The organism is Microseira sp. BLCC-F43, assembly GCF_041929235.1.
Lineage (GTDB): Bacteria > Cyanobacteriota > Cyanobacteriia > Cyanobacteriales > Aerosakkonemataceae > Microseira.
In genome coordinates this window covers 1-14,738 of record NZ_JBHFNP010000306.1, presented here as the reverse complement: position 1 = coordinate 14,738, position 14,738 = coordinate 1, and the positions used below count along the sequence as shown (strand labels likewise).

Annotated in this window: 10 protein-coding genes; 5 read left to right on the top strand and 5 right to left on the bottom strand. The window is 48.2% G+C overall.

The window, feature by feature from the left end; translation table 11 throughout:
- Nucleotides 1–171: 171 nt before the first annotated feature.
- The 3 genes from ACE1CM_RS40465 to ACE1CM_RS40455 all read right to left on the bottom strand — a co-directional run bounded on the left by ACE1CM_RS40465 (nucleotide 172) and on the right by ACE1CM_RS40455 (nucleotide 3,462).
- Nucleotides 172–1,506 carry a sensor histidine kinase gene (locus tag ACE1CM_RS40465; protein ID WP_374884752.1) on the bottom strand — a complete coding sequence of 445 codons (1,335 nt, stop codon included), beginning with the start codon at nucleotides 1,504–1,506 and terminating at the stop codon, nucleotides 172–174.
- A 207-nt stretch (nucleotides 1,507–1,713) separates the two neighbouring features.
- Complete coding sequence (locus ACE1CM_RS40460) at nucleotides 1,714–2,979, bottom strand: GGDEF domain-containing protein (RefSeq protein ID WP_374884751.1); 1,266 nt, start codon at nucleotides 2,977–2,979, stop codon at nucleotides 1,714–1,716.
- Between the two features lie 69 nt (nucleotides 2,980–3,048).
- Complete coding sequence (locus ACE1CM_RS40455; protein WP_374884749.1) at nucleotides 3,049–3,462, bottom strand: hypothetical protein; 414 nt, start codon at nucleotides 3,460–3,462, stop codon at nucleotides 3,049–3,051.
- A 470-nt stretch (nucleotides 3,463–3,932) separates the two neighbouring features.
- Here ACE1CM_RS40455 and ACE1CM_RS40450 point away from each other — a divergent pair, with 470 nt between their 5' ends.
- The 4 genes from ACE1CM_RS40450 (at nucleotide 3,933) to ACE1CM_RS40435 (ending at nucleotide 9,261) form a co-directional block, all read left to right on the top strand.
- On the top strand, nucleotides 3,933–4,940 hold the full coding sequence (locus ACE1CM_RS40450; RefSeq protein WP_374884747.1) for a permease: 1,008 nt from the start codon (nucleotides 3,933–3,935) through the stop codon (nucleotides 4,938–4,940).
- 79 nt (nucleotides 4,941–5,019) lie between these two features.
- Nucleotides 5,020–5,808, top strand: a complete 789-nt coding sequence (locus ACE1CM_RS40445) for a TIGR03943 family putative permease subunit (protein ID WP_226577517.1) — start codon at nucleotides 5,020–5,022, stop codon at nucleotides 5,806–5,808.
- 102 nt (nucleotides 5,809–5,910) lie between these two features.
- Nucleotides 5,911–7,404, top strand: coding sequence for a hypothetical protein (locus ACE1CM_RS40440; RefSeq protein WP_374884746.1), 1,494 nt, complete (start codon nucleotides 5,911–5,913; stop codon nucleotides 7,402–7,404).
- Nucleotides 7,405–7,533: 129 nt separating this feature from the next.
- Nucleotides 7,534–9,261, top strand: a complete 1,728-nt coding sequence (locus ACE1CM_RS40435; protein ID WP_374884744.1) for a pentapeptide repeat-containing protein — start codon at nucleotides 7,534–7,536, stop codon at nucleotides 9,259–9,261.
- Here ACE1CM_RS40435 and ACE1CM_RS40430 read toward each other — a convergent pair.
- A complete protein-coding gene (locus tag ACE1CM_RS40430; RefSeq protein WP_374884742.1) occupies nucleotides 9,258–10,067 on the bottom strand; it encodes a TPM domain-containing protein in 810 nt (269 codons plus the stop codon). The genes ACE1CM_RS40435 and ACE1CM_RS40430 overlap by 4 nt on opposite strands.
- A gap of 672 nt (nucleotides 10,068–10,739) precedes the next feature.
- Here ACE1CM_RS40430 and ACE1CM_RS40425 point away from each other — a divergent pair.
- On the top strand, nucleotides 10,740–14,516 hold the full coding sequence (locus ACE1CM_RS40425) for a GAF domain-containing protein (protein WP_374884740.1): 3,777 nt from the start codon (nucleotides 10,740–10,742) through the stop codon (nucleotides 14,514–14,516).
- Here the strand turns inward: ACE1CM_RS40425 and ACE1CM_RS40420 are convergent.
- Nucleotides 14,513–14,738, bottom strand: a 226-nt coding sequence (locus ACE1CM_RS40420) for a hypothetical protein (protein ID WP_374884739.1), incomplete at its 5' end; no start/stop codon positions are given. The genes ACE1CM_RS40425 and ACE1CM_RS40420 overlap by 4 nt on opposite strands.

Sequence of the window (14,738 nt, the reverse complement as noted above, 5' to 3'; positions counted from 1 at the left end):
TGCCACCAGAACACAACTCTTGTGGGGTGGGCTACAGGCAGGATGCCTATCCCACCAGAACACAACTCTTGTCGCGTGGGCGACAGGCAGGATGCCTCTGCCACAAGAAAAAAACTCTTGTGGGGTGGGCGTCTCGCCCGCCTACTCCATTGCTGCAAGATCTGAACTTCTTCACTCCAAAGGCAGCAGGATCTCAAATTCCGTGCCGACTTCAGCCTGACTTCGCAAGTTTAATCTCCCTTTGTGCTTTTCTGTCACAATTTGACGGCTAATTGCTAACCCCAGTCCCGTTCCTTTACCCACTGGCTTCGTGGTAAAAAATGTTTCAAAAATTCGCTGTTGAATTTCCTCTGGAATACCGGGGCCATTATCGGTAATACGAATCGCAGCCCAACGGCTATTTTCAGCTTCTACAACACAGGTGCTAATTTCTATTCTCGCCTGCCATTTAGGGGCAGATTTAGCCGCTTCTTTGAGCGCTGCTGCTTTCTCCATCAGCGCATCAATGCCATTGCTGATAATATTCGTAAACACCTGACTCAACTGCCCAGAATAGCACGGCACTAGCGGCAGTTCCCCATAGTTTTTCACTAATTCAATGGTATATTTAATGCGGTTATGTAAAATCAACAGCGTACTATCGATGCACTCGTGTATGTCTGCTGGCTGGCGACTCCCTTCCCCCATATGGGAGAAGTTACGCATACTGTTGATAATCTTGATTAATCGTTCTGTTCCCTGCTTTATGCTATTAACAATTACCAGCAGATCTTCTTGTAAATAATCAAGTTCAATTTCTTCTTTAATTTCAACCACTCTGGGTGGCGGTTCGGTAACCCCCTCTTCGTAAGCCGTTATTAAATTAATCAGATCGTCGCTATACTTTGACAGGTAATCTATATTTCCCGAAATAAAGTTAACTGGATTTAAAATTTCGTGGGCTATCCCCGCCATCATTTGGCCTAAGCTAGCCATCTTTTCTGTTTGGATTAGGTGAGCCTGAGTTTGCTCGTTTAACAGATGGGTGGCTAGCTCGTGGATGTGGGATTGAGCCACCATTAACTGATGCACATCTAATAATTTATAAACTTGCGGTTCAATTTCTACTACCAATGGTTCGTATAGCAAATGAGCCGGTCGCTGCAAAGACTGCTTAGCTGCTTTCACAATTAATGTATTTCTCGGCAACACTAAAGTTTCTGCCCGCGCTAATAAGTACAAACATTTGATCGGTCGCTTCAAAAACAGTTCTAGTCCATAAGGGCGGCTCATGTATTCTAAAAACCGCCGCCGCGAAATCATCCCCAGCAACTTTTCTTTCTCTGTTAAAATTGCTCCTGGCAGTAGAGGATTGCTATCAAAAGCCCTCCCCACTTCTATCCCCGTCCGTTCGGCTTCAATTTGAAACTCGTAAAGCGACAGGTCTTGGAGCTTAGACTCCAAATTTAGCGTTTCCCATGCCGGTAAAACTGACATTTGGTTATAGACTTTTGGCAAAGCAATCATAGCAGTAATTCTCGCTCGATATTATAGTCCGTCTTTCGGCGTCATTTAAACTATATCACCCTATTTTTTGGCTAGCTCAACACCCACTAATCCTCTGCTTAAATAAAAAAAAATCATTAATATTCTGTTTTAAATCAATTTTAACCTATTCTCAAACTTCAGTTAACTTTGAATTAACCTGAAAACTTGAACTCAGTCAAGGTAAGGTTAGGCAATTTCGGTTGGATAAAAAGTATAGCGATCGCGTCCGCTTTCTTTAGCATGATACAGTGCTTGGTCTGCTGCCGCAATCAACTCTTCTGGGGAAGATTCTAAGTGGGGAATCGCGCTAGCCACGCCCACACTAATAGTAACATATTGGTTAACAGCAGAATCAGCGTGGGGAATCTCTAGCGCTAGAACCCCGACTCGCATTTTTTCTGCCACGTGGATGGCGCCAGCGCTATCAGTATGGGGTAAGATGGCGGCAAACTCTTCGCCCCCATATCGAGCAACCAAATCTTCAGGTCGCTTTGCTGCACGGCTCAGCGCACTAGCAACTTGCTGCAAGCAGACATCTCCGGCTTGATGACCGTAGGTATCGTTGTATCGTTTGAAAAAATCAATATCGCACAAAATTAAAGACAGGGGCGCTTTTTCCCTTGCCATCTCGCGCCACTTTATATGCAAATATTCATCAAATTTACGCCGATTTGCCACTTTAGTCAAGCTATCAACTGCCGCGAGTAATTGCAATTCCTGGTTAGCTGTTGCCAGTTTTTGATTGAGTTGCTCGATCAGCTCAAGCGCCATTTGGTGAATGCGCGACTGAGCCACCAATAATTGATGCACATCCAGCAAGCGGTAAACTTGAGGCGAAATTTCTACCACAATTGGCTCGTAAAGTAAATCGGGGGTTGTCACTTTCCCTCTTGCCTCAAGGTTGTAATCCATCCCTTGTGGCGCCCTTGAGCGCTCGCCCATTACAACAACAGCTTCCATCGCGTAGCTGCGCTGTAATAACCGCTGCGCGGCTGCCAAAATTGAAGTATTGCCGGGGAGAATCAAAAGATCGGTTTTGGCAAACTGATACAAATCCTCCACTGGGCGCTTAGAAAATACTTCTAACCCGAAAGGGCGGCTCATATACTCCAAAAATCGACGCCGGGAAATCATGCCCGCAAACTTTCCTCGTTTGGTTAAAATTACCCCAGGCAGCATCGGATTTGCTTCAAATGCCTGCGTTACTTTCCGCCCCGGTTGAGATAATTCCAGGTGAAAATCGTAAAGGAATAGTTCTTCGAGCGTGCTATGTAAACCGAGATGTGGGTGAATAATGTCAGACACATGTGCATCCAATAAACTCGGTTGTGACTCGATCGCCTTAAAACCCAACGAACCCATAATATCGTGTTTGGTTAAATCCCCATTGTGATTACAAATACAGCATATCCCCCAACCGGGGCGAGGCGGTGGAGTTTTTCTAACGGGCAATTAAACGCTCTTTATATAACCTATTTTCGAGCTGATAAAAGCATAAACGACTATCTTGAGAGGGAGATGTCAATAGCTCGGAGCGTTAGCGGTTATAGCCCCCTTGAAATAAAAATCCTTGATAATAAACGGCTCGCTAGAGTGGAACATCACCTTAGCAATACCGCAGCTATTCAATTCTAGCTGTTGCCAGAAGCAACTGCCTTTTCCTTGGCTCGGTGCAACGCCAGGGGTAGCTGCCGTGGTAACCTGGGCAAGGATTTTTCCCGTTTGGTCAAAAGCCGTTAAAATAACAGATCCAGCACCGCAGACTTCACCACCCACCCAGGACGTGGGCGAGTCAAAACTGGCAGTCAGAATCATTTCCTGCCCTAAAGGCATGAGGACGAAACAGCCGGTTTTGGGCAAAAAGGCTGGGTTAGAAGGTTCCAGCGCGATCGCATCGCTAAACCGAACCCCCAAGTGACAATACTGCTCGGTCACGGGCTCAAAAGCAGTCAGAGCCTGAAAATTAAGCCGGATCGTTTTTACACAGGTTGCTATCCTTGGGGCTGTTTGTAACATAGACGACTTGCTCGCTGACGAACCTATTGATAGATACACACAGGAAGTTATAAATTTCATGTGATCGGGATCGAACTTTTTAGCGATCCAGATCCCCTGTTAACAACATGGCTGTTCCTTCCTTAAGATTGCTTCACCCTTGTGGGTGAGCCGCGCGATCGGAAACCCCGAATCATCAAAGAAATGTAACGATTAATCACAATGACTTGACAAAACGCCACATAAGGGGGTAAAGCATTCGCGGAGATAACCTGTCGGTCAAAATTTTTCTGCGTCAATGCGATCGCCCGTACAGTAGTGGGTAAACTGTTTCCTACTACCTATTACCCGCGACGGTTGAACCGATCCGCATTAAGCTGTGGAATTTTAGCGAAATTGCCCCTCACCCGATGACTCAATTCAACACTGGCTTTACCCTATTCCTGAGCTTGCTAGTAGAGGCGATACCTTTCTTGTTGCTGGGGGTTTTGTTTTCAGGATTGCTGCTGTTGTTTATAGACGAAGGTAAATTAATTGCAGCGATGCCTAAAAATCCCTTGCTGGGCGCGTTTACCGGGAGTTTGATTGGATTTTTGTTTCCCGTGTGCGAGTGCGGTAACGTGCCGGTAGCGCGGCGACTGCTGATGCAGGGAGTACCCGCCCCTGTAGCGATCGGATTTTTATTGGCGGCGCCGACAATCAATCCGATTGTGATTTGGGCGACATGGACCGCGTTTCGCGATCAGCCGGAAATAGTATTGTTGCGGGTATTGTGTTCTTTAGCGATCGCTACCATTATTGGTTGGGTTTTCAGCGCTCAAGCTGACCTGCGACCCATGCTACACCCACTCGTCGCTTGCTCGATACCCGCACCCAAGTTGGGAAAAAAGGATTCAACGCCAAGTTTATTGCAGTCGGGGACTTTTATGTTGGGCGGTAAGGGTACGTCGATTCGCATGGATACGCCAGAATTTATCGCCGCCGCTGGGTCGATTACCAGTAAACCCCTAAAAGACCGCCTGCGTTTGTTCCTAGAAAATACAGTACAAGAGTTGCGGGAATTAGGAGCGGTGTTGGTGCTGGGAAGCGCGATCGCTGCTACCCTACAAGTCGCAGTTCCCCGCGAAATTATCCTCAGTCTCGGTCAAGACCCAATTACTTCAATTGTCGCCATGATGGTGTTGGCGGCGGTAGTGTCGATTTGTTCGACGGTAGATTCATTTTTCGCCCTCTCGTTTGCTTCTGCATTTACCAGCGCTTCTTTGCTCGCTTTCCTGGTATTTGGTCCGATGATCGACCTCAAAGCGATTGGTTTAATGCTATCTATCTTCAAATCCCGCGCTGTATTCTATTTATTGGCTTTAGCAGCACAATTGACTTTTCTATTCACTTTGATTTATCAGATATCTTTTGGCTAATGGCTAATGGCTAATAGTAAACAGCGTTGAGCATCAAGCTGGCAATTAGCAATTAGCAATTAGCAATTACCAATTACCAATGACAATCCCAAATCCCAAATCCCAAATTCAAAATATATTAATGCCCTGGCTAGATGTAGTGGCGATTCTCGCCTGGGGCATTTTGATGCTGAAATATTGGCTGACTGGTAAGTTAAGATTGTTGATTCACCCCGATTACTTTTGGTTAGTCATCGCGGGAGGATTCGGTTTGCTGGTGCTTGGTAGTTTGAGGGCGCAAAGTCTCCTACCAACGCTGCTGCGCTCTAGATCGTCCCGGATAATTTTGCCCCAGACAGTTCAACACATCACTTTATTTCCCCCCGGTTGGAGCAGCACTTTGCTGTTAGTAACCGCGATGCTCGGTTTTATTATTACCCCCCGCGTATTTACCAGTTCTACCGCAATTGAACGGGGAGTTGCCGATACCTTATCGATGACCCGCAGTCATCCCGTCGCCTTCCGCAGCGCCAAACCGCCCCAAGAGCGATCCCTGATCGACTGGATACGCACTTTAAATGTTTATCCCGAACCCGATACATATACCGGGCAAAAAGTCAAGGTGCAGGGCTTTGTTATCCATCCGAAAAACATGCCGGATCAATACTTAATGCTGGCTCGCTTCGTAATTACCTGCTGCGCCGCCGATGCCTATCCAGTCGGATTGCCAGTAAAATTAACCGGGAACCGTACCGCCTATGCGCCGGATACCTGGCTAGAAATAGAAGGAGAAATGATTACCGAAACTTTGGCAGGAAAGCGCCAACTAACAATTCAAGCAAGTTCGCTCAAACCTATTCCCGAACCTAAAAACCCATACGATTATTAAAAGGGCTAATGGCTAATGGCTAATAGTAAACAGCTTTTATCGTCAAGCTGGCAATTAGCAATTAGCAATTAGCAATTAGCAATTAGCAATTAGCAATTAGCAATGAAAAAATCATTTCTCCAACCGCTTGACCGCGCGGCAATCGCATTAATACTAATACTGAGCGTCACGATCGGGCTTTTGTTGTGGAGTGGCGATCGCTCGAGTTCGCGGGTGCGAGATTTTAGCTGGCAAGATAAACAAATAGGGGCGGAAGATCGGGGATTTATCCTCACTTTTAGTCGCCCGATGAACCATACCAGCGTCGAACAAAATTTGCGGATCGATCCACCCCTGCCGGGAAAATTCAGTTGGGCAGGACGGCGGATGGCTTATACGTTGATTTCCCCCGCACCCTACGGCAGCGAATATCAATTAAAATTGCTCCGCGCTCAGGATAAATTCGCCAAGGATAACCAACCGAAAAGGCAAATACAACCTTTTACTGCTAAGTTTAAAACCCGCGATCGCGCGTTTGCTTACCTGGGAATTGAAGGCAACAACGCGGGACGGTTAATGTTGGTAAACTTGAGCGCCAAACAGCCAAAACCAATCGCCCTCACGCCACCAGATTTGGTCGTGACAGACTTTGAGCCATATCCGTTAGGCGATCGCATTTTGTTCTCGGCGAATCCGCGTTCGTTCCAGCGCCAAAGCATTCTAGAACAACAGCTGTACGCTGTCACCACCGGCATTGCTCCCCAATCTGACGACTCGTCTTCAGGTCGTCTTGAACCCCCAGGCAAAATCAAGTTGGTTTTGGATCATAAATATTACCAAAACCTGAAATTCGATTTATCCGCCGATGGTCAAACAATTGTCGTCCAGAGGGTTTCCCGGCGTAACTCCGCAGATTTTGGCCTGTGGATAATTAAGCCGGATGGTAAGGCTAAACCCCTAAAAGGACAACCGGGGGGAGATTTTAAGATCGCCCCAGATAGTAAAGCGATCGCGATCGCCCAAGGTGAGGGATTAGCGATCGTACCTTTAGACAACCCTGGAGATAAACCCCTCGATTTTCTGCCCAAATTTGGCACCATTGTCGGCTTTTCCGACGATGGATCTGCCGCCGCGATGGTAAAATTTAACACCGATAGGACGCGCTCCCTGTATCTGGTAAACAACGTCGGAGTGGAAAAAGAACTTTTCCGCACCACCGGCTCAATTATCGATGCTCAATTCGCTCCGGGAGGAAAAACGCTTTATTGTTTGCTGACTCAATTGATACCGGGAGATCAGTTTATCGAAGAACCCTACATCGCCGCCATCAACCTGGAAACATCCGAACTGCGGACGCTGGTGGTGTTAAAAAATCAGCGGCAAGCAGAAATCAGCTTGTCACCCGACGGGATAGCCTTGCTGTTTGACCAACCCGTCACGATCGTCCAACCAGCAGCCGCCCAGTCCGATGCCCCCCGCACGGATTCGGGGGAAGCGATCGTCACAAGTCGCCTTTGGCTGGTACCCCTGCCCACTGGATCGGGGGAATCCACATCCGTCTCGGTAGAACCTGAACAGTTGCCCCTCTCGGGCTTTCATCCGGACTGGCTGCCATAAAAATGGGCTGCTAGCCCCCGCTCAAGCAGCTCCAGCAGCTCACAGTACGATTCTTATAGGTCGCCGCTACGGGGAAGCAATCTGCTAAAACAAAAGCAATGCGGTAATCATCCTGCCCCAAGGGCTTGAATGCAAATCCAAGATCTTCTAGCCAGATACAGACAAGGAGAACGGTATTTTGCCCACGTTGACCTGAGTGGAGCCAGTCTCACAGGGGTCAATTTGCAAGATATCGACCTGACAGGCGCTAATCTCACGGGTGCAAATCTCAGTTGGTCTTTTTTAAATCGCGCTCAGCTTAGCGGTGCCGTGCTGCGTCAAGCCGACCTGCGTCACGTGACGTTGGCAAGTGCAAACCTGAATCAGGCGATTTTAAGCGGTGCCAATCTCACCAAAGCAGATCTGCGCCTCGCCGACCTACAAGAGGCAGACTTGAACTGGGCCGTGCTGCAGGAAGCCGATCTCAGCACTGCCAACCTCCAGGGCGCTAAGCTAGATCAAAGCAATTTGGAACGGGCTAAGCTAAATAACTCCCAGCTGATGGGAGCCGAATTGATGGAGGCAAATCTGCAACGGGCTAGCCTGATTAGTGCCAACCTCACCGCCGCCAGTCTGCGGGAAGCAAATTTAGATTCGGCGAATTTGCGCGGCGCTATTTTAATCCGTACCAATCTCACCGAAGCCAACCTGAGTGGAGTGTGCCTGCGTTCGGCAAATTTGAGCGAGGCAGACTTGCATCGCATTATTTTAACCGGCGCTGACCTCAGCGAAGCTATTCTCAACGGTGCGGACATGAGCCGCGCTAACCTCGCCGGTGCCTATTTACTCAAAGCCAGCTTGCGGAAAGCTTATTTATTGCGAACTAATCTCCAAGATGTATTGTTACTGCGGGCTGACTTGAGCGAGGCAAATTTACGCGGGGCAGACTTGCAGCGAGCCGATCTCAGCGGCGCTTACCTGAGCGAAACAATATTGAGCGAAGCCGATCTGGGCGGCGCTTATTTATTGGAAAGCCATTTAATCCGCACGAATTTGGATCGGGCGCAAATGACTGGCTGTTGCATCGAGCGCTGGCACGTTGAAGATGTGGATTTGTCCAGAGTTGAATGTCGTTACGCCTTTACGGGGTTTGATTACGCCACCAAAAGCCCAACCGAGCGCTATCCTGCCAATGGCGATTTAAAGCCAGGAGAGCTAGCAGGAAGGCATGAGGATGACAGCTCGACGATCGCAATTGACTGGAAAGAGGCTCCTAACTGGGAGGCTTTGACCTATACGCTTACCCAGATCGAGCAGGAAGAAACCCACCTGAGTTTGAGCATCAAGTCTTTTGATTCCTTCCCAGAGTGCTATCGCCTGCAACTAATGTCGAGTCAGTTGGTCAACGTGCAAAAATTGCGCGATCGCTTGTTAAGCCTTTACCCAGAAATGCTCCAGCGCTGTCAGGCGAAACGGGGTGAAATCTTTAAACTGCTTGATATTCCACAGCGCCAAGCCCAAAAACAGCCAGCAAAACAGAACTCTGACCAGAAGCAAAAGCAGCAGCAACAAGAAAATCAACGCCAGCAGATTTATAAAGAGGTGGTTTATCAAATCGAAGTTATTTTGATGTCCCAAGCGCCGGAAAGGTTTGTCGAGTCGGTGCAGCGGCTGTTGATTTACCTGCATCGCCAGGGCTTTTCTACCGAAGAAATCCAACAAAAGGTAATTAGTACGGCGATCGCCAAACGCGCCAAGCGAGATCCGACCTTTACCGAGCAGCTGTTGCGCTGGGAAAAAACTGCCCCAGAAGCTGCTCGCTTTTCCAGCGTTGGATCGGCAGTCAGGTTAGCGATCGCTTTACTTTGGCAGAATTAGCGACTAGAGCTTTCAGACGCCGATGCGATCGCTGGCGATAAGTACGCCACCAAAGCGCCAATCATAAACCCTGCCACGTTCCGCACTAAGGGCAACCACTCTGACGTGCGGGTCACCACTGGCCCAATACCGAAAGAAATAAATAATATCCCCCACAACGGCGATAAAATCAACGCCCATTGCCATGCGATGACTTGTCCCGGTTTGCGGGGTACGGCAGCTAGTCCAAACACTACGCCGCCGACAATCGATGTAATTAAGGTGAATATCCATTGCTCGCGGGGCAGTCCCGGTACTACGTTGCAACCGCCTTGGCGCAGGCAGGTTTTAATCGATGCCAACGATTGCAGGATCGATTGGTCTTCCCCGTTGTCCCGCACGAAGTACATATTACCGTAGCGAGTTTGTAGCTCGATCCAAAACGTTCTCGGTAGCAGCTTGTAGACATCATCCCCCACGCTGAAGTTGAGGATATTCCCACCCCGCGAATCCGCAACCACCAGGACGCTTTTGTCATCTAATCCCCAAAAGCCTTTCACAGCGCGACCGGGCGTGCGGTCGTATTGGGTCAAAACTCGCAGTTTGAAGCCTGTTTCTGTCTCAAATTGCTCGATATCCTTCGCCAGTGCCTCTTCCTGAAATTCGCTGAGGGATTTTGCCAAGTCGATAATTGGAGTCGGCTCCTTGGGCAGTAAGTCGGGATTATCGTATGCTATTGCGGCGGGCGCGATCGCCCACATCCACACACCGATCGCGATCGCAAAAACCGATACCAGAAATCGTTTGAGCGTTTGATAATAATCCATTGCCTGTTTTACCACAATCTGAACCGCGAACTTTATCAGATCGCTTTATTAATAAAAGGATAATTGAATCATAATATTTTTTTACATTTCTTTACTTATTTCTCATCTGCCCCCTGGGGTAGATAAATCCGACCGCCGAGTTGGTGAGCGTCAAGGCATTGCCCCATCGCCGCGACGCGGGCAGACAAAAAACCCCTCATGTCCCAGTTTGGTGCACGATTACGGGCTTCCCAGCTGGGCAGACAGAGATTACAGGTAAAAAAAAATACTCTAATTCTACAAATTTATACTGATAAAATGGCGGAAAGGATGGACTAGCGAGTATTATTCCTCGCTTTTAGCGTCCGGCTAATTAACTGAGAATTTATGAAGGGATATCTCTTTTAAACCGAGTTGGGAATCTCAGCCATAAACAATTTAAAATGACTGATAACTAAAAATAATTGGCCTGTAACTGTCAAAACCAAATCTTGACAGTTATTGCTCCCTAGCCGCGCGGGTGCCAAAAGAGGCTCTCTTGAGCTATTTGTAGGGTGCTGCAAGGGCTACCAGCTCCGGCAAACCGTCGGCTAGATTGGATTTGCCGGTCTTTCCACTCTGGGCAAACAGATAAATAAAAATACACAATATTGTCAGCTAGTAAAATTTTTTAATCTAAGTTAAGGATAAGCAATGAACCTGAGCAGCCTACAAGACCCACAGCTAAGTCTTGAACCAAAAAATTTGCTGCGCCGTATCGCCAATATTATCCGTCCCTCGGTAGAACTAGCAGAAATTCTTAGCGCCACGGTAGCAGAAGTTCGTCGGTTTCTGGCAACAGATCGCGTTAAGATTTATAAATTTCATCCGGACGGAAGCGGTCAGGTCATTGCTGAATCAATTCGCGATCGCACTTTACCATCCCTACTAGGATTAAATTTCCCCGCAGATGATATTCCGCCCTCTTCCCGTCAATTGTTTATCGAGGCGCGGGTGCGTTCAATTGTCGATGTAAATACCCGTCAGTTGGGTCAGAGTTTATTGCGAGATCCGGAAACCGGAAAGCTGGTGGGCGACGATATCCGTTACCGCCCGGTAGACCCCTGTCACGTGGAATACTTAACCGCAATGGGAGTTAAGTCTTCTTTAGCTTTGCCGATTTTTGATTGCGACCAACTTTGGGGGCTGTTGGTATCTCACCACGCAGAACCGAGGTCTTTTTTAGAACCAGAACTCCAAGTTGTTCAGATGGTAGTGGATCAGCTATCAGTAGCGATCGCTCAATCAACCTTACTTGCCTCTGCACGGGAACAAGCTCAACGGGAAATTACCATTAACCGCGTCGCCGCGCGCATCGATTCCCTATCGGGCCTCGCTCTCCAGGCAGCCTTAGAAGAAATTGTCCCATCTTTGGCAGGCTCTGGCGGCAGGTTATACATCAACAGTTTAGGGAACACAGGAGAATTCCCAATTACCAATTCCCAATTACCCATTACCAATCGACAAGATGTTGAAATTTATACCTGCGGCCCGCAGCCGGTAATGCCAGAACAGGCAAAATTTAACCTGATGGAACAATATAGCGTCTGGCAAGAACATTTCAAACCCGGTGGAGAGCAAGCTTGGGCTATTTCAGATTTATACCGCGTTCCTGCGATGCGAACCCTACAACCCGCATTCCGGGCGACCCAAATTCGGGGGATTTTAATCGTACCGCTTTGGCATAGCCAGCAGTTGCTGGGTTACCTCAGCGTTTTTCGGGACGAAATAGAGACAGAAACCCTGTGGGCAGGGCAATTCGACCCCGATGGACGGCAAGTGCAACCCCGCCTATCGTTTGAAGTATGGCGAGAATCTCAAAAAGGACAGGCGCGCGAGTGGACAGAAGCAGAAATTGAACTCGCAGTTTCTCTGGCTAGGTGCTTGACAAAAGCGATCCAACAGTATATAGAACACCAGCAGTTAAAGGCGTTAAATGCCAATCTGGAGGAAAAAGTCCAGGCAAGTGCGGCAAAACTGCAACTGGCGGTAGAACAGCAGCAGATATTCTATGGAGTCGTCGCTAAAATTCGCGAATCCCTCGACCTGGATACAATTTTTACCACAACGGTGCGAGAACTCCGCTGCTGTTTAAATGCTGACAGAGTGGGGATATTTCGGTTTGACAGGGGTGCAAATTTTAGTCGGGGTGAGTTTATTGCCGAAAGCGTCTTACCCACATGGCCTGGTATTTTGGGGGAAAGAATACACGATCGCTTCTTAGGCGAACAAGCGATTGGCTATCAAACAGGACAAATTCAGGTAAACAAGGGGGTAAGCGAGTACCCGGCAAAATACCAAATTGCCGCCCAAATAATCGTACCGTTGATCGGCTATGAACTGTGGGGCTTGCTGTGCATTCACCAGTGTGGTTCCACCCGCGAATGGCAACCAAATGAAGTCCAATTTGCCGCTCAAATAGCGCTAGCGTTGGGCGTCGCCGTCGGGCAAGCTGAAGTTTGGCAGCAGCACGCGCTCGCGTTGCAACAAGTCGCAGAACAGCAATGGGTGTTGTTGGAAGTCGTGGCTAAAATTCGGGAAAGCCTCGATTTAGAGACGGTTTTTGAGATTAGTACCCAAGAAGTCTGCAAATCCCTACAAGCAGACCGCGTAGCAGTTTATCGCTTCCATTCTAACTGGGGCGGAGAATTTATCGCCGAGTATGTCGCCCCAGGTTGGGTCAAGTTGGTAGGAGAAAATATTAAAACAATTGTAGAAGATACTTATTTGCAGCAAACCGCTGGCGGGCGGTATCGCCACAACGAAACCCACTGGGTGGATGATATTTATCAGGCGCATCTTTCTGAGTGTCACATCGCCATATTAGAGCAATTTCAAGCCAAGGCTTATGCGATCGCGCCGATCAAAGTTGGGGAGAAATTGTGGGGTTTATTGGCAGCATATCAAAACTGGGCCCCCCGTCACTGGGAACCCGAACAAATTAAATTTATCACTCAAATGGGTTCTCAATTGGGAGTCGCGATTAAGCAATCGGAATTACTCGCCCAAACGCGCCAGCAAACCACCGATCTCCGCCGCGCCGCCGAACGACAGCGCGTTTTATTTGAAGTCGTAGCTAAAATTCGCGAAACCCTCGATCTCGATGCCATTTTTAAAGCCACAGCAAAAGAAGTGCGGCGATCTCTCAATGCCGATCGAGTTGCTATGTTTCAGTTTGACCCAAATTCTAATTACGATCGCGGTGTATTTGTTTCAGAAGATGTCTTACCTGGGTTTCCCTCCGCCTTAGAAGCCCCCGTTTACGACCACTGCTTCGGCGAACAATATACCGTCCACTACCACCAAGGGCGCGTTCAAGCAGTATCTGACACCTACACAGCGGGATTGCAAGATTGTCACCGTGATGTTTTAGCTCAATTTCAGATTAGAGCTAATTTAGTCGTACCCTTGATGAAAGGTGGCGAACTTTGGGGCTTATTGTGCATCCATCAATGCGCTTTTCCCCGCAACTGGGAAACCGAAGAAATTCAATTTGTCAAGCAAGTCGCCGCCCAACTCGGCGTCGCACTCCAGCAAGCGGAATTACTCGCCCTCTCCCAACAGCAAGCAGAACAAATATCCCAGACGCTACGGGATTTACAAGATACTCAAACCCAGCTGATTCAAACCGAGAAAATGTCCAGTTTAGGTCAACTGGTAGCCGGTATTGCTCACGAAATTAATAACCCAGTTAACTTTATTTATGGCAACATCGCTTATGTCAGAGAATACGCAGAAAGCTTACTGAATCTGTTAGAACTTTATCAGCAGCACTACCCCAATCCCGTCGAAGAAATCCAAGATTTAGCCGATTCGATCGACGTAAAATTTATCGCTGAAGATTTGCCCAAGTTAGTGTCTTCCATGAAAATTGGTACGGATCGCATCCGTCAGCTAGTTCTGTCTTTAAGAAATTTCTCGCGGTTGGATGAATCCGACATGAAACCGGTGAATATTCACGAGGGTTTAGAAAGTACCTTGTTAATTTTGCAACCTCGGCTAAAAGCCAAACCGGATAGTCCCAACATTGAGATCGTTAAAGAATATGGCGAACTTCCCCAAGTAGAGTGCTATGCCGGACAATTGAATCAGGTATTTATGAATGTTTTAAGTAATGCGATTGATGCGTTAGAACAATCAGCCGTCAATCAAAAAATAACTGACACACCAACAATTCGGATACAAACTTTTGTTTTTAAACAAAGCGCAGTTATTTGTATTTCCGACAACGGTTCCGGTATGCCAGAAGCAGTCAAAGCTAGAATTTTTGACCCGTTTTTCACCACTAAACCTGTAGGAAAAGGCACTGGATTGGGTCTATCAATTAGTTACCAAATTGTGGTAGATAAACATCGCGGTGTCTTCAAATGCACTTCCCAACCGGGACAGGGAACCCAATTCTGGATTGAGATTCCCATTCAGGCAAATTAAGCGAGACGCGCCATAGGCACCGGACGCGGGGACGCAAAGACGCGGGGACGCGGGGACGCAAAGACGCGGGGACGCGGGGACGCAAAGACGCGGGGACGCAAAGACGCGGGGACGCGGGGACGCAAAGACGCGGGGACGCGGGGACGCAAAGACGCGGGGACGCGGGGACGCAAAGACGCGGGGACGCGGGGACGCAAAGACGCGGGGACGCGGGGACGCAAA